The sequence below is a fragment of the Streptomyces longispororuber genome, assembly GCF_014656095.1.
GTDB lineage: Bacteria > Actinomycetota > Actinomycetes > Streptomycetales > Streptomycetaceae > Streptomyces > Streptomyces longispororuber.
The window spans coordinates 25,690-41,471 of sequence record NZ_BNBT01000067.1 but is presented as its reverse complement, the minus strand read 5'-3'; the positions used below and the strand labels follow the sequence as shown (position 1 = coordinate 41,471).

16 protein-coding genes are annotated in these 15,782 nt (G+C 74.5%); 9 read left to right on the top strand and 7 right to left on the bottom strand.

What is annotated here, in order from left to right:
* Positions 1 to 159 precede the first annotated feature (159 nt).
* Positions 160 to 1,314, top strand: a complete 1,155-nt coding sequence (locus IE330_RS21060; RefSeq protein ID WP_190137629.1) for a phosphotransferase family protein — start codon at positions 160 to 162, stop codon at positions 1,312 to 1,314.
* Between the two features lie 171 nt (positions 1,315 to 1,485).
* Complete coding sequence (locus IE330_RS21055; RefSeq protein ID WP_190137628.1) at positions 1,486 to 2,226, top strand: hypothetical protein; 741 nt, start codon at positions 1,486 to 1,488, stop codon at positions 2,224 to 2,226.
* Here IE330_RS21055 and IE330_RS21050 read toward each other — a convergent pair.
* Positions 2,210 to 2,785 (bottom strand): TetR family transcriptional regulator, encoded by a 576-nt coding sequence (locus IE330_RS21050; RefSeq protein ID WP_229925802.1) that lies wholly within the window; start codon positions 2,783 to 2,785, stop codon positions 2,210 to 2,212. The two genes, IE330_RS21055 and IE330_RS21050, sit on opposite strands and share 17 nt — an antisense overlap.
* 256 nt (positions 2,786 to 3,041) lie before the next feature.
* Here IE330_RS21050 and IE330_RS21045 point away from each other — a divergent pair, with 256 nt between their 5' ends.
* The 4 genes from IE330_RS21045 to IE330_RS21030 all read left to right on the top strand — a co-directional run bounded on the left by IE330_RS21045 (position 3,042) and on the right by IE330_RS21030 (position 8,483).
* Positions 3,042 to 5,135: a HelD family protein gene (locus tag IE330_RS21045; protein WP_190137626.1), complete on the top strand. Its 2,094-nt coding sequence runs from the start codon at positions 3,042 to 3,044 to the stop codon at positions 5,133 to 5,135.
* A gap of 417 nt (positions 5,136 to 5,552) precedes the next feature.
* Positions 5,553 to 6,335, top strand: coding sequence for a DUF4097 family beta strand repeat-containing protein (locus IE330_RS21040; RefSeq protein ID WP_190137625.1), 783 nt, complete (start codon positions 5,553 to 5,555; stop codon positions 6,333 to 6,335).
* A 274-nt stretch (positions 6,336 to 6,609) separates the two neighbouring features.
* Positions 6,610 to 7,689 carry an ATP-binding cassette domain-containing protein gene (locus IE330_RS21035; RefSeq protein WP_190137624.1) on the top strand — a complete coding sequence of 360 codons (1,080 nt, stop codon included), beginning with the start codon at positions 6,610 to 6,612 and terminating at the stop codon, positions 7,687 to 7,689.
* Complete coding sequence (locus IE330_RS21030; protein WP_190137623.1) at positions 7,686 to 8,483, top strand: ABC transporter permease; 798 nt, start codon at positions 7,686 to 7,688, stop codon at positions 8,481 to 8,483. Before IE330_RS21035 ends, IE330_RS21030 begins: the two co-directional genes overlap by 4 nt.
* A 215-nt stretch (positions 8,484 to 8,698) precedes the next feature.
* Here IE330_RS21030 and yczR read toward each other — a convergent pair whose 3' ends face one another.
* Positions 8,699 to 10,144, bottom strand: a complete 1,446-nt coding sequence (yczR, locus tag IE330_RS21025) for a MocR-like transcription factor YczR (RefSeq protein WP_190137622.1) — start codon at positions 10,142 to 10,144, stop codon at positions 8,699 to 8,701.
* Between the two features lie 309 nt (positions 10,145 to 10,453).
* Between yczR and yczE the strand changes: the two genes are divergently transcribed.
* A complete protein-coding gene (yczE, locus tag IE330_RS21020) occupies positions 10,454 to 11,050 on the top strand; it encodes a membrane protein YczE (protein ID WP_308439032.1) in 597 nt (198 codons plus the stop codon).
* Here the strand turns inward: yczE and IE330_RS21015 are convergent.
* From IE330_RS21015 to IE330_RS20995, 5 genes are all read right to left on the bottom strand, one after another.
* On the bottom strand, positions 11,025 to 11,441 hold the full coding sequence (locus IE330_RS21015; protein WP_190137621.1) for a VOC family protein: 417 nt from the start codon (positions 11,439 to 11,441) through the stop codon (positions 11,025 to 11,027). The two genes, yczE and IE330_RS21015, sit on opposite strands and share 26 nt — an antisense overlap.
* A gap of 9 nt (positions 11,442 to 11,450) precedes the next feature.
* Positions 11,451 to 11,825, bottom strand: a complete 375-nt coding sequence (locus IE330_RS21010) for a helix-turn-helix transcriptional regulator (RefSeq protein WP_190137635.1) — start codon at positions 11,823 to 11,825, stop codon at positions 11,451 to 11,453.
* A 116-nt stretch (positions 11,826 to 11,941) separates the two neighbouring features.
* The gene (locus IE330_RS21005; protein WP_190137620.1) at positions 11,942 to 12,565 is read right to left on the bottom strand and encodes a histidine phosphatase family protein; all 624 of its coding nucleotides are present in this window, start codon (positions 12,563 to 12,565) and stop codon (positions 11,942 to 11,944) included.
* Between the two features lie 129 nt (positions 12,566 to 12,694).
* Positions 12,695 to 13,618, bottom strand: coding sequence for an NADP-dependent oxidoreductase (locus IE330_RS21000; RefSeq protein WP_190137619.1), 924 nt, complete (start codon positions 13,616 to 13,618; stop codon positions 12,695 to 12,697).
* 106 nt (positions 13,619 to 13,724) lie between these two features.
* Complete coding sequence (locus tag IE330_RS20995) at positions 13,725 to 14,120, bottom strand: MerR family transcriptional regulator (RefSeq protein ID WP_190137618.1); 396 nt, start codon at positions 14,118 to 14,120, stop codon at positions 13,725 to 13,727.
* A 233-nt stretch (positions 14,121 to 14,353) separates the two neighbouring features.
* Here IE330_RS20995 and IE330_RS20990 point away from each other — a divergent pair, with 233 nt between their 5' ends.
* Both IE330_RS20990 and IE330_RS20985 read left to right on the top strand, forming a co-directional pair.
* Positions 14,354 to 14,923, top strand: a complete 570-nt coding sequence (locus IE330_RS20990) for a helix-turn-helix domain-containing protein (RefSeq protein ID WP_190137617.1) — start codon at positions 14,354 to 14,356, stop codon at positions 14,921 to 14,923.
* A 25-nt stretch (positions 14,924 to 14,948) separates the two neighbouring features.
* The gene (locus IE330_RS20985; RefSeq protein ID WP_229925801.1) at positions 14,949 to 15,692 is read left to right on the top strand and encodes a hypothetical protein; all 744 of its coding nucleotides are present in this window, start codon (positions 14,949 to 14,951) and stop codon (positions 15,690 to 15,692) included.
* Positions 15,693 to 15,782 lie beyond the last annotated feature (90 nt).

Here is a 15,782-nt window from a genome sequence, read left to right as displayed (position 1 = left end):
GGGAACCGGCCAGGGCGGGCCCGGGCGGGCGGGCGCCGCCCCGCGCCCGGGGGGCGCCCGCGGCCGGAACGCGCAGGTGAGCGACGTACGCACGAGCCAGGTGTCCACATCCTGGCACGGGGCAGGAACGGTACTGCGCGATCGGTAGCATCTGCGCCCATGTCGCCACCTCCGCTGTCGCGCGGCGCCCGGGACCTGCCGAGCCGCGTGGCCGCCCGGCACGCCCGGTGGGTACGCCGCCTCGCCGAGCAGCACCGCGCCCGCACCGACGGCGAAGTGGTGACCGGCTACCACAACAGCAACTACGTCGTGCCGCTCGGCTGGACGCTGGCCCTGCTGCTGCGGACCATGCCGTTCCGCGCGCGGGTCAAGTGCCGCACGCCCCTCCAGGCCGTCGAGGTGGTGCCGCGCGTCTGGCCGAGCGAGAACGAGATCCTCAAGGTCGTCACCCGGCACCTCAAGGAGACCCCGCGCTGCCTGGTCGACCTGGGCGACTGGCAGATGCACACCTACCACGCGGGCAGCCCCCTGTCGGAGGTCAACCCCGAAGGGCCGGTCACGTACGAACTGATGGCGGCGCTCGCGGAGTTCTTCGCCCGGACCGCCGCCGTACCGGCCGGCGAGCTGCCGCCGCTGCCCGCCGACTGGCCCGCCGACGGCGACACCCGGGGGTTCCTCGACTGGCTCATCGACTTCACCGAACGCCGGGTGCACCGCCCGAACCGGGCCCGCTTCGACACCCTCTTCGAGGCCGTCGGCATCCGGCCCCACGTCATGACGGAGTTCAAACGCGCGAGCCCCCGGCTGACGCCGCGCCCGTTCTGCCTGCTGCACACCGACGTGCACCGCGCCAACGTCATCGTCGATCACCGCTCGTTCGCCGTCATCGACTGGGAACTCGCCCTGTACGGCGACCCGCTGCACGACCTCGCCACGCACCTGGTGCGCATGGGCTACGACAAGGAGGAGCGGTCGCGGATGTGCGCCCTGTGGCGGGAGGCGATGTGCCGCGCGGGCCTCGGCGACCTCACCGCGGGCCTCGACACCGACCTGCGGGTGTACGTCGACTTCGAGTACGCCCAGTCCGTCTTCCCCGACATCATGCGCGCGGCCCTGGCCCTGCCCGGCGCGGCCACGGACGACGCCTACGGCGCGGCGGCCGACCGGGTGTGCCGGGCGCTGCGCCGCGCCGCCGAGCCGCTGCGGCTCGACCGGGCGCCGGACCGGGCCGAGGTGGCGGCCGCCCTGCGGGAGTGGGACGCGGACGTCCGCGGCGCCTCGCCGCGCGACCTGGTGGCGGACGACGGGCGGTGAGCGGCGCGGTCGGGCCGCGTGGCGGCTGCGGTGCCCGCCCCGGCCCGCCCCGGCCCCCGCGCGGCCCGGTGCCACTCCCTTCCTGAGCGTCCGGTACGCGGGCACCATGGCTCTGCACGTGCTTGCCGGGGGCCGACACGGCTGCCATGGGCCTGGAGCGAGGTGCGTGGCGTGACGGACTCCATGCGGCCGGGGGAGCGGCAGGAGGTGGTGGCGGGCGAGCTGGGCCGCTACTTCCGGGAGGCGCTGCCCGGCGACCCCGGCATCGACGCCGTCGGGTGCACCGGCGGGACCGTCGTCGACCAGCTCAGGCGGTGCCTGGAGCGCGGTGACCTGACCGGCCGCCCGCACGTCCGCCTCCGGGTCATCGTGCCGGACTTCACGCAGCCGCTGAGCGGGCTCTGCCGGAGGGACGGGAGCGGCACGGAGGACGCCGTGAACGCCGTGAACGCCGTGGACCCTGAGTACCCCGGGAACGCAGGGACCCCGGGGGCCGGGAACCCAGGGGCTCCGGGGGCCGGGAACGCCGGGCCCTTCCACGGCCCCGGGGACGACGCGGAGCTGCGGCGGGAGCTGTGGCGCGAGGTCGTCGGCCTGGCGCACGACATGGCCGCGCTCGACCGCAGGCTGCACAGCGGGCGCCGGGCCCGGCTCGACGTGGAGTTCCGCGTCCTGCACCTGACGCCGGTCGTGACGTTCTGCCTCATCGACCGCAGCCAGCTCTTCGACGAGGCCCGCGACCGGGGGGAGGGGAGGGCCGCGCCCCGGCCGCGCCCGGCGGCGGGCCGCGACGCCGTGCTGACGCGGTGGCACGTCGACGCCGGGGCCGCCGCCCGGGAGCGCATCCGGACCCGCGGGCTGCTCTTCGACGCGCTGTGGAGCGTGGCGCGGCCGCTCACGCGTACCGGGTGAGGCCCGCGCCCAAGTGGTCGAAGGCCCGCTCCGCCTCGTCCCGGGCCCGCGGCAGCAGGGCGGCCGCGGTCTCGCCCGCGGCGATGCGGCGCCAGTTCTCCAGGGCCAGGACCCGCTGGGCGGCCAGGATCTGGGCGGCGGCCAGGCGGGCGTCGAGCGAGGCCTCGCCGAGCGCGTCCGCGAGGGCGGCCTCGGCCCGCTCCTGGTACGCGTACAGGCCGCCGACCAGCGACGGGGTGCCGTAGAGCAGCCGGTGGAAGGCGAGCACGGCCGGGTGGTCGCTGAGGCCGGTCACCGGGTCGTGGCGGTCGAGGCCGGCGAGGAAGTGGTCGCGCAGCGCCCGCAGCGGGGAGCGGTCGCCACGGGCGGCGACCACGCGGGCCGCCTCGTCCTCGTGGTCGGCGAACCGGTGCAGGACCAGGTCCTCCTTGGCCGGGAAGTAGCGGAACAGCGTCGGCTTGGAGACCTCGGCGGCGGCGGCCACCTCCGCGACCGACACCTTGTCGAAGCCGCGCTCCAGGAAGAGGGCGATGGCCGCCTCGGAGATCGCCGCGTACATCCGCCGCCGCTTGCGCTCCCGCAGCCCGCCGGAGCCCGCAGTGCCGCCGGAGCCCGCAGCGTTGCCTGAGCCCGCCGTGCGCCCGGGGTCGGCCGTGCTTCCGGGGCCTGCGGCGCCGTCAGGGCCCGCCGTGCTGCCTGGGCCTGCCGCGCCGGTCGTGGGCGCGTCCGTCGTACCGGTCATGCGGGCAGCGTACCGCAAGTTGAGTCACGGTAAGAAAGTTAACTCGGTAACGCTTTTTGTTACGCTCGACGGCATGACGCCACCCCACGAGACCCTGACGGACGCCCTGACCGAGGAGCGCCGCTACCACGACCTCTGCCGCGCCGCCCTCGCCGCCATGGTCGAGGGCGCCGAGGAGCACGTGATCAGCGGCGAGCACGTCTCCGCCTCCGGCGCGGACGCCGAAGTGCTCGGCTACGCGCTGCGCAGCAGGGCCAAGGAGATGCGCGAACTGCCCGAGGCGCCGCTCTTCTTCGGGCGGCTCGACTTCGACCCGGACGCGCCCGAGGCCGGCGACCACCGCGGGCAGCGCTACCACATCGGCAGGCTGCGCATCACGGAGCACCCGGCGGCCCCGCCGCTCGTCGTCGACTGGCGGGCCCCGGTGTCCCGCGCCTTCTACCAGGCGGGCGCCCGCGACCCGCAGGGCGTGTCCGTACGCCGCCGCTTCGGCTGGGCGCCCGGCAGCAAGGGCGACGCCGCGGACCTGACCGGCCTGGAGGACGAGCACCTGACCGCGGGCACGGCCGGCGGGCCGAGCCGCATCGTCGCCGGGGAGATCGAACGGCCCCGCGTCGGCCCGATGCGCGACATCGCCGCCACCATCCAGCCCGAGCAGGACGACCTCGTCCGCGCCCCGCTCACCGACACCGTGTGCGTGCAGGGCGCCCCCGGCACCGGCAAGACCGCCGTCGGCCTGCACCGCGCCGCCTACCTCCTCTACACCCACCCGGGGCGCGTGCGCCGCTCCGGCCTGCTGATCCTCGGCCCCAACCGCACCTTCCTGCGGTACATCGCCGAGGTGCTGCCCTCGCTCGGCGAGACCGGGGTGCGCCAGTCCACGGTCCAGGACGAGATCGCCCGGCAGCCCGTGACCGCGTACGACGACGAGCGGGCCGCCGCCGTCAAGCACGACGCCCGCATGGCGGAGGTGCTGCGCCGCGCCCTGTACGCGCGCGTGCGGCCCGTCGCCGACTCCCTGGCCGTGCCGGACGGCTCGTACCGCTGGCGGGTGCCCGCCGACGCGCTGGAGCGGATCGTCACCGACGTCCTCGCGGAGCGGCCCCCGTACGACACCGGCCGGGAGCGCGTCCGCAGCCGCGCCGTGCGGTACGTCCAGGACCAGGCCGAGCGGCGCGCCGGGCCGGTGACGAACGCCTGGGTGCAGAAGATCTCGCGGGCCCGGCCCGTCTCCGCCTTCGTCGACGCGGCCTGGCCCAGGGTCCGGCCGGAGGAGGTGCTGTACGGGCTCCTCGCGGACGAGGGCGCGCTGGCGGCCGCCGCCGACGGTCTGCTCACCGCCGAGGAGCAGCGGGCGATCCGCTGGCCGCGGCCGCCGCGCTCGTACCGGTCGGCGAAGTGGTCGGCCGCCGACCTCGTCCTGCTCGACGAGGTGGCGGGCCTCCTCGAACGCCCGGAGAGCTACGGCCACATCGTCGTGGACGAGGCGCAGGACCTCTCGCCGATGGAGTGCCGGGCCGTCGCGCGGCGCGCCGGTTCCGCCTCGCTGACCGTCCTCGGCGACCTGGCACAGGGCACCACGCCGTGGGCCGCCCGCTCCTGGCCGGAGCTGCTCGCCCACCTGGGCCGCCCTGACGCGGCGGTCACCCCGCTCACCACCGGCTTCCGCGTCCCGGAGGCCATCGTGTCGCTGGCCAACGCCCTGCTCGCCGAGCTCGACGTCGACGTGCCGCCCGCGCGCTCCCTACGCCAGGACGGCGACCTGGTGGTCCGCGAGGTGCCGGACGCGGTGGCCGCCGTCCCGGCCGCCGTGCGGCGCGCGCTCGCCCGCGAGGGGTCCGTCGGCGTCATCGCCGCCGACGCGACGGTGCCCGCGGTACGGGCCGCGCTCGCCGGGGCGGACGTGCCCGCGGCCGGACCGGACGATCTCGGCGCGCGGGTCGCGGTCGTGCCCGCGTCGCTGGCGAAGGGCCTGGAGTACGACCACGTGGTGGTCGTCGAGCCCGCCGCGATCGCGGAGGCCGAGCCCCGCGGCCCGCACCGCCTCTACGTGGTGCTCACGCGCGCGGTGACGAGCCTGGAGGTGCTGCACGGCAGGGGGGTGCCGTGGGGTGCGGCCCCCGCCGCGCCGACGTCGGCGCTCGGGTCCGGGTCCGGGCCGGGGTGATGTCCCTGGCCGGGGTGATGTCCCTGGCCCGGGTGCGTGGCCTGTCCGGGGCGCCGGGTGGTGCCGTGGTGGCTCCGTGGGTGGCATCACGTGTAACCCGGGCGTTCTGAGGGCTGCGGTCGGGAACGGAGTCGGGCTGGTCTGGCTCTCTGATGTGCCACGCCTTCCGGTCAGAGGATCATTCCTGTTTCGACAGGTCACATTGGGTTCGGGTCGGTCGAGCGGAGGGGCGTGCCGCCGTGAGAAGGCTCCGTGGTGCCGCCCCTGCGCCAAAGGGGGCTTGCATTGGTGCCACGGTGATGCCATGCTGGCGTCACGCCGCACCGCGGCAGCGACACCACCGAAGAGCAGCACGGCACACGACCCGCGGCGACGCCCGGAGCCGCACCGGCTGCACGACCGACTGAAAGGACGGCCATGCCCGCCTTCGACACCCCCGAGTCCGTCTCCGCCCTCGTCGAGTTCGAGGTGGGCACCGCCCGCTTCGTGGCGAGCAAGCGCCTGGACACCGTCGTCACCGTCGAGCCGAGCGACCCCGGGGCGCAGGCCGACGTGAAGGTGGCCGAGCAGGTGCAGGTCACCTGCGCCGACGGGCGACTGGTCGTGCGGGGCCCCAAGCAGCGCTCCATGTTCGGCAAGAACGGCTCGGTGTCCATCACCGTCGAGCTCCCGGCCGGGGCCGACGTGCAGGGCGTGACCGCCGCGGGCAGCTTCCAGGCCGAGGGCCGCCTCGGGACCTGCCGCCTGGAGACCAGCGCCGGCGACATCCTCCTCGCCGAGACCGACGCCGCGGTCCTCAAGAGCGGCTACGGCACCATCCGCCTGGAGCGCGCCGACGGCGACGTCGAGGTGGAGACCGCGGGGCCGGTCGACCTCGGCGAGATCAACGGCACCCTGCGCGCCAACTCCCAGGAGGGCGACATCCGCGTGGCCGTCGCGCACGCCGGGGTCGAGGCGAAGGCCGGCAAGGGCGCCGTCCGGCTCGCGGACGTGGCCTGCGGGCGCGTCTCGGTCGAGTCCAGCGCCGGTGACCTGGAGGTGGCCGTGCGCGAGTCGAGCGCGGTCCGCCTGGAGGTCAACACCCAGTACGGCACCGTGCACAACGCGCTCGACCAGGTCGGCGACCCCGTCGCCCACACCGAGACCGTCGAGGTCCGGGCCCACACCGGCTACGGCGACATCGTGATCCGCCGCGCCTGACGCCCCCTCCCGGCGCCTGCCGCGACCCGGCCCACGCCCCCCTCCCCGCGGCACCCCTCGTACGGGCGACGGGACAGACCTCGGGTCACGGGACCGGCCACGCCCCCCCCGGGCCACAGCCCCCCGGGCCACAGCCCCCGGGCTACGGCCCCCGGGCCCCGGGACCGGTCACGCGCCCCCGCCAAGCACCCCGACCGCGCGCCCCGACCGCGCCCCCGGTCACGCACCGACGAAGCGAACGACGAAGCGAACGACGAAGCAAGGAGGCGGCACGATGACTGCCACCACCGGTTCAACCGCCGCGGCCGCGGGGATCACCGCCCAGGGGCTGCGCAAGGCGTACGGCGACAAGACCGTCCTGGACGGGGTCGACCTGCGCGTCGCCCCCGGCACGATCTTCTCCCTGCTCGGCCCGAACGGCGCCGGCAAGACCACCACCGTGCAGATCCTCTCCACCCTCATCGCGCACGACGGCGGCACGGCCGAAGTCGCCGGGCACGACCTGGCCGCGGAGCCGGACGCGATCCGCCGGGCCATCGGCGTCACCGGCCAGTTCGCCGCCGTGGACGGCCTGCTCACCGCCGAGGAGAACATGCTCCTCATCGCGGACCTGCTGCACCTCGACCGCGCCGAGGGCAGGCGCCGCACCGCCGAGCTCCTGGAGCGCTTCGAGCTCACGGAGGCCGCGCGCAAGCCCGCGGCGTCCTTCTCCGGCGGCATGCGCCGCAAGCTGGACCTGGCCATGACGCTCGTCGGCCGCCCCCGCGTCATCTTCCTGGACGAGCCGACGACGGGCCTCGACCCGCGCAGCCGCCGCACGATGTGGGACCTCATCCGCGACCTGGTCGCCGGCGGCACCACCATCCTGCTGACGACGCAGTACCTGGAGGAGGCCGACCAGCTCGCCGACCGCATCGCCGTCCTCGACGGGGGCAGGATCGTCGCCGAGGGCACCGCCGACGAGCTCAAGCGCCGCATCCCCGGCGGCCACATCCGGCTGCGCTTCAACGACGTCGACAGCCTGCACTCCGCCGCCTCGCGCCTCGCGCTCTCCACCGCCACGCGCCACGACGACGAGCTCACGCTCCACGTCCCGAGCGACGGCAGCGTCTCCGCCGTGCGCTCCGTCCTCGACATCCTGGAGAGCTCCGCCATCCACGCCGAGGCGCTCACCGTGCACACCCCCGACCTGGACGACGTGTTCCTGGCCCTGACCGGACACGGGTCCGGGGCCGCCCCCACCGACGCGCACGGCACCCCGGCCGCCACCGTGTACGGCTCGACCGCCGCGCACCCGACCGCTGCCGACCCGACCGCCGTGAACGCGACCGCTGTGAAGGAGATCCGGCGATGAGCGCCACCACGTACCCCGTACGCGACGCCATGACCATGCTGCGCCGCAACCTCAAGCACGCCCAGCGCTACCCGTCGATGACCGTCACCGTCGTGATCATGCCGATCGTGATGCTGCTGATGTTCGTCTACTTCTTCGGCGGCGCGCTCGGCGAGGGCATCGAGATCCCCGGCGGCGGCTCGGGCCGCGACGCGTACACCAACTACCTCGCCCCCGGCATCCTGCTGATGACCGTCGCCAGCAGCTCGATCGCCACGGCCATCTCGGTGTGCACCGACATGACCGAGGGCATCATCAACCGCTTCCGCACCATGGCGATCTCGCGGTCCTCGGTGCTCGTGGGCCACGTCCTGGGCAACATGATCCAGACCGTGCTCGCCCTGCTCCTCACCCTGGGCGTCGCCCTGGCCGTCGGCTTCCGGCCCGAGGCCTCGGTCGTGGAGTGGGCCGCGGCGGGCGGCCTCCTGCTCCTCCTCGCCTTCGCGCTGGCCTGGCTTTCGGCCGCGATGGGCCTGAGCTCCGACTCGGTGGAGACCGCGTCGAACGCGCCGATGCCGCTGACCCTCCTGCCCTTCCTCGGCTCCGCGATCGTCACCCCGGACTCGATGCCCGCCGGGATCCGCTGGTTCGCCGAGTACCAGCCGTTCACACCGCTCACCGAGACGGTGCGGGGGCTGCTGAGCGGCTCGGAGATCGGCAACAACGGCTGGATCGCGCTGGCCTGGCTGGCGGGCATCTCCGTCCTCGGCTACCTGTGGTCGATGGCCGCGTTCAAGAAGGCGGTCAAGCGCTGACCGGCGGGCGGCGGCCGTACGACGGCCCCGCGGCACACGAAGCGGGCGGCTCCCCGGCACGGCACCGGGGGGCCGCCCGCTTCGTGTGTCCGTCGTGCTCCGGGGCGCCGCCGCTCCTTCCGCGTACGTCCGCTCCTTCCGCGTACGTCCGCTGTACGTCCGCGCCCGCTGTCTCCGTACGCCGGACCGCTCCCGGAACGCTGGTCCCGTACGCCTCAGACGACCCACCGCGGCCGGTGGCCGGACGGTGGCGGCGGGCGGGTGTCGGCGAGCGCGGCGGCCAGGCGGCGCACGGCCTCCCGCAGCGTCTCCGGGGGAGTGGTGTACGGGATCCGCAGCCGCTGCTCGAAGACGCCCGGGTCGGCGGCGAAGCAGGAGCCGCCCTCGATCCGTACGCCGTGGCCGAGGGCCCGCTCCGCCAGCGCGGCCGCGACCGGCGCGCCCAGGTCCACCCAGAGCGAGAGGCCGCCGGGCGGCAGCCGCCAGGTCCACCCCGGCAGCCGCTCGGCGAGCGCGGCGGAAAGCGCGTCCCGCCGCTCGCGCAGCAGGGCGAGCCGAGCCGGCACCAACTCGGCCTCCCTGCCCAGGAGGTGCAGGGCGAGGAGCTGGTCCACGACCGAACCGCCGAGGTCGGTGGCGATCCGCTGGGCGGCGAACTCCGTCACCAGGCGCGCGGGCGCCCGCAGCCAGCCGACGCGCAGGCCGCCCCAGTAGCTCTTGCTCATCGAGCCCACGGTGACGACCTGCCCGGACCCGCCGGGGGCGGCGTGCGCGGCGCTCGGGAGGGGCGCGGGCACGTCGAGGGCGAGATCGGCCAGGGACTCGTCGACGACCACCCAGGTGCCGGAGCGGCGGGCCGCCCGCAGCACGCGGGCCCGGGTGTCGTCCGGCATGAGCAGCCCGGTCGGGTTGTGGAAGTCGGGGACGAGGTAGGCGAGGTGGGGCACGGCCTGCCGCAGCGTCGACTCGACGATCTCCGCGTCCCAGCCGTCGTCGGTCACCGGCACCGACACCGGGCGCAGCCGGGCGCGGCGCAGGGCCTCCAGGGCGTTCGGGTACGAGGGGCTCTCCACCAGGACCCGGTCGCCCGGTCCTGACAGGAGCCCGAGGACCAGCGTCAGCGCGTGCTGCGCGCCCGAGGTCACCAGGATCTGCTCCGGCACGGTGGCGAGGCCGCGCCGGGTGAACCGCTCGGCGACGGCGGCCCGCAACTCCGGGAGCCCGTACGGGTGGTAGCCCGGCGTGTGCGTGTGCGCGGCGATCCGGGGCGCCGTCTGTGCGAGGGCCTCGGCGAGGACGCGCTCCGGCAGCCCCGGCGAGGCCCTGGCCAGGTCGATGGCGGACTCCGGTGGCGCGAGCACGCGGGCGACCCCGTGCGGCGCGCGGCCCTCGGGCAGGGCGGTCCAGGTGCCGGCGCCCCGGCGGCTGTGCGCGTAGCCGCTCTCGCGCAGCAGGTCGTAGGCGGCCGTGACGGTGGGCCTGCTCACGCCGAGCGCCGTGGCGAGCTCCCGCTCGGCGGGCAGCCGCACGTGCAGCGCGATCCGGCCGTCGAGGACCAGGTCGCCGATGGCCTGCGCCAGGTGCCGGTAGGCGGGCCGGGCCCCGGACGCGGCCGGCAGCAGCGCGGCGAGCCGCCCCCCGCCGAGGCTCCGCTCGACCATGCCACTCCTCGAAGATTGGCCATGCTTTCCAGGCCAATGACTGTACAGACTCCGGCACCTGGACAAGGTGGCGCGGCTCCGGCGGGGCTGGGGGGCGCCTGAGCAGGAGGAACGCGGGTGGCAAGGCGAACAGCTTCGGGCAGGCGAACAGCTTCGGGCAGGTGGACAACCCCGGACAGGCGAGCAGGCCTGGACAGGCGAGCAGCCCCGGACAGGGAACCAGCCCCGGACGGGCAAGCGGCGGGCAAGCGGCGGCGGCAGCCACCGGCCCTCACCCACCTCCCCCTCGCGGAGCGCCCCCTGCGCCGCGTGCCTCAACTCCTCGCCGGCCTTGCCCTGTACGGCGTCAGCATCGCGCTCACCGTCCGGGCCGCCCTCGGCGTCAACCCGTGGGCCGTCCTCAACCAGGGCCTGGAACTGCGCACCCCCTTCAGCTTCGGGACGCTGACCGCGCTGGTGGGCGCGGCCGTCCTCACCCTGTGGATACCGCTGCGGCAGAGACCGGCCCTCGGTACGTTCGCCAACCTCGCGCTCGTGGGCGGCGCGGCGGACGCGGGGCTGTGGCTCGTCCCGGAACCGTCCGGCCTCCCGGCCAGGGCGGCGCTCCTGGCGGTGGGCATCGCGCTCAACGGCTTCGCCGTGGCCGTCTACGTCGGCGCCCGCTTCGGCCCCGGCCCGCGCGACGGCCTGATGACGGGCTTGGCCGCCGTCACCGGCCGCTCGCTGCGGACCGTCCGCACCGGCATCGAGCTCGCCGTCCTCGCCGGGGGCTGGCTCCTCGGCGGGACGGTGGGCGTGGGCACGGTCCTGTACGCCGTCGCGGTCGGGCCCGTGGCGCAGTACTTCCTGCCGCGGTGGGCGTACGACCCGAGCGGCGGGGCTACTTCGGCTCGCGCGGCTGGTTGAAGCGCAGCATGTTCCCGGCCGGGTCGCGGAAGGCGCAGTCGCGCACGCCGTACGGCTGGTCCATCGGCTCCTGGAGCACCTCGGCGCCCGCGGCGCGGATGCGTTCGAACGTGGCGTCGCAGTCGTCGGTCCGGAAGATCACGCCGCGCAGCATGCCCTTGGCCATGAGTTCGGCCACCGCCTGCCGGTCGGCGTCCGAGGCGTTGGGGTCCGCGAGCGGCGGCTCCAGGACGATCTCCACGTCCTGCGACGGCGACGCGACGGTCACCCACCGCATGTTCTCGAAGCCGACGTCGTTGCGTACTTCGAGGCCGAGCACGTCGCGGTAGAAGGCGAGCGCCTTGTCGTGGTCGTCCACGGCGATGAAACACTGAGAGAGGCTGATGTCCATGCCCCCACGCTAGGCACCGGGCGCGGGCTTCGCTTCTCCGTTCCTGACCGGTCTGGTGTGGATCTTGGCGATGCAGGCGGGGACGGCGGCACCGTCCCCGTGGTCGCGGGCCCGGTACGCGCTCGGCGTCTCCCCGACCAGCTCGGTGAAGCGGGTGCTGAACGACCCCAGCGACGTACAGCCGACCGCCATGCACACCTCCGTCACCGACATGTCGCCGCGCCGCAGCAGCGCCTTGGCGCGCTCGATGCGGCGGGTCATGAGGTAGCTGTACGGCGTCTCGCCGTAGGCGGCGCGGAAGCTGCGCGAGAAGTGGCCCGACGACATCAGGGCCTCCCGCGCGAGCGCCGGCACGTCGAGGGGCTGCGCGTAGTCCCGGTCCATCCGGTCCCGGGCCCGGCGCAGCCGTACGAGGTCGTCGAGGGGAACACGGCCGGAGGAGGTCACGCACCCCACGCTACCGAGGGGGTGTGACAGTCCCCGCGCCCCTCCGCTGCCCGTCAGACATGGAGCTCGGGCGGGAAGCCGGTCCAGCGCAGCTCCGGGGGCAGGTGGCGCACGTCGTTGTGGACCAGCACCGACGAGGGCCTGCCCGGGGCGTAACGGATGACCGTCAGGGCGGTGTTGCCCTGGTTGACGCCCACCCAGCGCCACGCGGGCGCGTCGAGTGCGGCGCGTACCAGCCAGCCGATGAGGAAGTTGTGGGTGACGACCAGTTCGTGCCGGGCGCTGTCCCCGCCGATCGGCCCGGTGAACATCGCGAGCGCCTCCCGGGCCAGCTCCGGACCACGGGCGCGCTCCTCCTCCGGCACCTGGGCGAGGAAGCGGAGCACGGCGTCGGCCGCGTCCGGGGGCAGCTCATCCCGCGCGGGCACGTGGGGGACGTAGTCACCGGCCGGTTCCGACTCGCGCAGGGGCACGGCGTCGAGCCGCGAACCGATCAGCCGCGCCGTCTCCCGCGCCCGCGGCAGCGGCCCGTGGTGGACCACCGACAACGGCACGCCCCGCAACCGCTCCCCGAGCAGCAGGGCCTGCCGCCTGCCGCTCTCCGTCAGCCCCGCCCCGTCCGCCGACGCCTCCCCGTGCCGAGCGAGATAGAGATAACGCGTACCTGCCCCGGTCATGTCCCGGCCCTCCGCCACCATGCGTGATCTTCCAGAACACCAGGGGACGCGGGCTTGGCCGTACGCGGTTCCACGGCGAGGGCCCGGCGGGGCGCGGCGGGGGAGGCGCGGCGGACGGCCGGGCACTTCTCACGCCACCTTGATGAGGACCTTGCCCGAGGCGTGACCGTGCTCGACGGTGGCGAGGGCGGCCGGGGCGTCGGAGAGCGGATGGACCGCGGTGATGACGGGGGCGAGGAGTCCGTCGAGGGCCAGCCGGGCCGACCGCTCCAGGTTCTCGCGGCCGACGCGACGCTCGACGAAACGCCCACCGAGATCGGACACGGACATATCACCCACAGCGATGACGTTGCGGGGATCCTGGGCCAGCGGAGCGACCGTCCGCAGCGAGGTGCCTCCGGCCAGGTCGACGATCCCGTCGAAGCCGTCCGGAACCAGCTCGCGTGCCGCGGCGGCGACGTCCTCGGCGGTGTAGTCGATGAACCGCACCCCCATGGCCTCGGCGTGCTCGCGTTTGGCCGTGCTCCCGGTGCCGATCACACGCAGCCCGCGCCCGGTGGCCAGCCGGGCGACGGCGAGGCCGACCCCGCCCCCGACTCCGTTGACCAGGACCGTGGCACCGGCCGGGAGGCCGAGCTGGTCGAGCGCGTCCACCGCGGTCGTCCCGGCCACCGGCAGCGTTGCCGCCACGGTCGCGGACAGACCCTCCGGGATGCGCGCGGTGTTCGGCGCGGACAGCACCGTCGTCTCGGCGTAGGTGCCGCCACCGGTGAGCGCGAAGCCGAAGACCGCGTCACCCACCTTGAGCCCGTTGACGTCCTCGCCCCGGGCGAGAATGGTTCCGGCTGCCTCCATGCCCAGCACGCGGGGAAACGGACGCCCGCCGTCGAGCCCGTCGACCAGACCTGAGCGCAGAAGGTGGTCGAGGGGGTTCACGCCGGCGACGTCGACCTGGATCAGCACCTCGCCGCGACCGGGGACGGGATCGGGACGGTCGAAGAACTCCTGCACCTCGGGCCCGCCGTACCTGCCGAAACCCCACGCCTGCCCCATCTGCCGCCGCCTCTCGTACGACCGGCCCGGTGATCCCGGGCGTTGTCGCCATCCTCACCTCTGACATTGATGTGAGGGGCAACCGGCTGAGACGCGGATCACAGCATCAGGCCGACCGCGCCACCGGTTCCGGGGCCGCGGACAGCTCCGCCCGGTGCCGGCTGTTGGCCCTGAGCAGCACGTCGAGTGCGTCCCGGGTCTCGACCAGGTGCGCGATGTCGGCGTCGATCCGGTCGCGCTCGCGCATCATCGCCGTGAACGTCTCCTCGGCGACGCCCAGGTCACCCGGGAAGTCCACACACGGCAGCACAGTCGCGATCACCCGGCTGGACAGACCCGCGTCGAACAGTTGCCGGATGAGTGACACACGCTGGACCGCGGCGTCGGAATAGTGGCGCTGGCCGGCGCCGGAGCGTGAGCTGCGCAGCAGGCCCTGCTCCTCGTAGTACCGCAGCGAGCGCGGACTCACGCCCGTGCGCCTGGACAACTCGCCTATCCGCATCCCGGAGAGCCTACGCCCGCGCCTCCAGGCCCAGGCCGCCCTCAAGTCGTGGATGCTCGCGGCCATCCCACGGCCGCAGGGTTGTCCTCCCGGTTCCACGGCTGAGCACGTTTCACTGGCGCGGCCGACGTGATCGGTATGCAGTTGGCGGCGGGCGAAGGGGTGGCGTGGTGTGGCGCACTTTTGCAAGCAGGTGCTTGCAAAAGTTAGCGAGAGCTGTGCAGTATCGAGGCATGGCATCGCTCAACGTCGGCAATCTCGGCGAGTACCTGCGCGAGCAGCGGCGAAACGCGCAACTGTCGCTGCGGCAGCTCGCCGACGCCGCCGGGGTGTCCAACCCGTACCTGAGCCAGATCGAGCGCGGGCTCCGCAAGCCGAGCGCCGAGGTGCTCCAGCAGGTGGCCAAGGCGCTGCGGATCTCCGCCGAGACCCTGTACGTCCGGGCCGGCATCCTCGACGAGAAGGAGCGGGACGAGCTGGAGACGCGCGCCGTCATCCTCGCCGACCCCTCCATCAACGAACGGCAGAAGCAGGTACTGCTCCAGATCTACGAGTCGTTCCGCAAGGAGAACGGCTTCACGTCACCGCCGGCGCCGCCCTCGGCGGACGCGCAGTCCCCCGCAGACGCGCCGTCCTCGGCGTACGCGTCCCCGAGCACCAACGGCGCCGCTCCCGGGAGCGCGGCGGCCACCGCCCGGGAGAACGGCGCACCGGCCCCCACCGCTGACGCACCCCGCACGGCCGACGGCGGCGACGCCGACCCCGCGGGCGGCGAGCCCACGGACCAACAGCCCTCAAGCTGACGCGATTTCCGGGAGGACCATCGTCATGCCCATCTCCGATGAGGTACGCAAGGCCGTCACCAACCCGACCCCCTTCTACTTCGTCGTCGGCGGCGCCGACCTGGCGTACCAGCAGGCGAAGAAGGTGCCGACCGTCCTCGAGCAGTTCGCCGCCGAGGCGCCGGCCCGCCTGGACGCGGTCCGCAACACCGACCCCAAGGAGGTCCAGGACCGCGCGACCGCCCGGGCCAAGGAGGCGCGGCAGGTCATCCGGTCCAAGGTCAACGAGTTCTTCGGCGTGCTCGACACCGACCTGAAGCGGCTCGGCGAGAACGCCCAGGACTTCGCCCTGCGCGGGGTCGGCGTCGCCGTCGAGTACGCCGTCCAGGCGCGCGAGACGTACGAGAAGGTCGCCGAGCACGGCGAGCAGACCGTGCGCCACCTGCGCGGCGAGGCCGCCGACGAGCTCGTCGAGCTGGCGGACACCGTGGAGCCCGACCCGGAGCAGCCCGCGGACGGGGCCGCGAGCGCCACCGCCGCCGGGGACACCGGCACCGAGCAGGGCGCCGCGGCGCGCAAGCCCGCCGCGAAGAAGGCCCCGGCCAAGAAGACGACCGCGAAGAAGCCCGCGGCGTCGTCGACCCCGGCGTCCGAGTCGTCCGCGGCGTCCACGTCTTCTACGTCTTCTACGTCTTCTACGTCGTCCACGTCGTCCACGGCTTCCTCCGGCTCGTCGGACTCCACGGACTCGTCCGCGTCGTCCGGGTCGTCCCCGGCGTCCACCAAGTAGCCGAGGGACGTACGGACGGGAGCCGCGGACCGGCTGGCGTTCGTACACGCGGCCGGGCACTCTCGGAGTGCCCGGCCCGTTGTACGGGTA

What these genes read in the sequence shown, in the direction of transcription:
- IE330_RS21060 (WP_190137629.1), top strand. Translation starts at nt 160, where the DNA reads ATGTCGCCACCTCCGCTGTCGCGCGGCGCCCGGGACCTGCCGAGCCGC.
- IE330_RS21050 (WP_229925802.1), bottom strand. Translation starts at nt 2,785, where the DNA reads ATGTACGCGGCGATCTCCGAGGCGGCCATCGCCCTCTTCCTGGAGCGC.
- IE330_RS21045 (WP_190137626.1), top strand. Translation starts at nt 3,042, where the DNA reads ATGACGCCACCCCACGAGACCCTGACGGACGCCCTGACCGAGGAGCGC.
- IE330_RS21040 (WP_190137625.1), top strand. Translation starts at nt 5,553, where the DNA reads ATGCCCGCCTTCGACACCCCCGAGTCCGTCTCCGCCCTCGTCGAGTTC.
- IE330_RS21035 (WP_190137624.1), top strand. Translation starts at nt 6,610, where the DNA reads ATGACTGCCACCACCGGTTCAACCGCCGCGGCCGCGGGGATCACCGCC.
- IE330_RS21030 (WP_190137623.1), top strand. Translation starts at nt 7,686, where the DNA reads ATGAGCGCCACCACGTACCCCGTACGCGACGCCATGACCATGCTGCGC.
- yczR (WP_190137622.1), bottom strand. Translation starts at nt 10,144, where the DNA reads ATGGTCGAGCGGAGCCTCGGCGGGGGGCGGCTCGCCGCGCTGCTGCCG.
- IE330_RS21015 (WP_190137621.1), bottom strand. Translation starts at nt 11,441, where the DNA reads ATGGACATCAGCCTCTCTCAGTGTTTCATCGCCGTGGACGACCACGAC.
- IE330_RS21010 (WP_190137635.1), bottom strand. Translation starts at nt 11,825, where the DNA reads ATGGACCGGGACTACGCGCAGCCCCTCGACGTGCCGGCGCTCGCGCGG.
- IE330_RS21005 (WP_190137620.1), bottom strand. Translation starts at nt 12,565, where the DNA reads ATGACCGGGGCAGGTACGCGTTATCTCTATCTCGCTCGGCACGGGGAG.
- IE330_RS21000 (WP_190137619.1), bottom strand. Translation starts at nt 13,618, where the DNA reads ATGGGGCAGGCGTGGGGTTTCGGCAGGTACGGCGGGCCCGAGGTGCAG.
- IE330_RS20995 (WP_190137618.1), bottom strand. Translation starts at nt 14,120, where the DNA reads ATGCGGATAGGCGAGTTGTCCAGGCGCACGGGCGTGAGTCCGCGCTCG.
- IE330_RS20990 (WP_190137617.1), top strand. Translation starts at nt 14,354, where the DNA reads ATGGCATCGCTCAACGTCGGCAATCTCGGCGAGTACCTGCGCGAGCAG.
- IE330_RS20985 (WP_229925801.1), top strand. Translation starts at nt 14,949, where the DNA reads ATGCCCATCTCCGATGAGGTACGCAAGGCCGTCACCAACCCGACCCCC.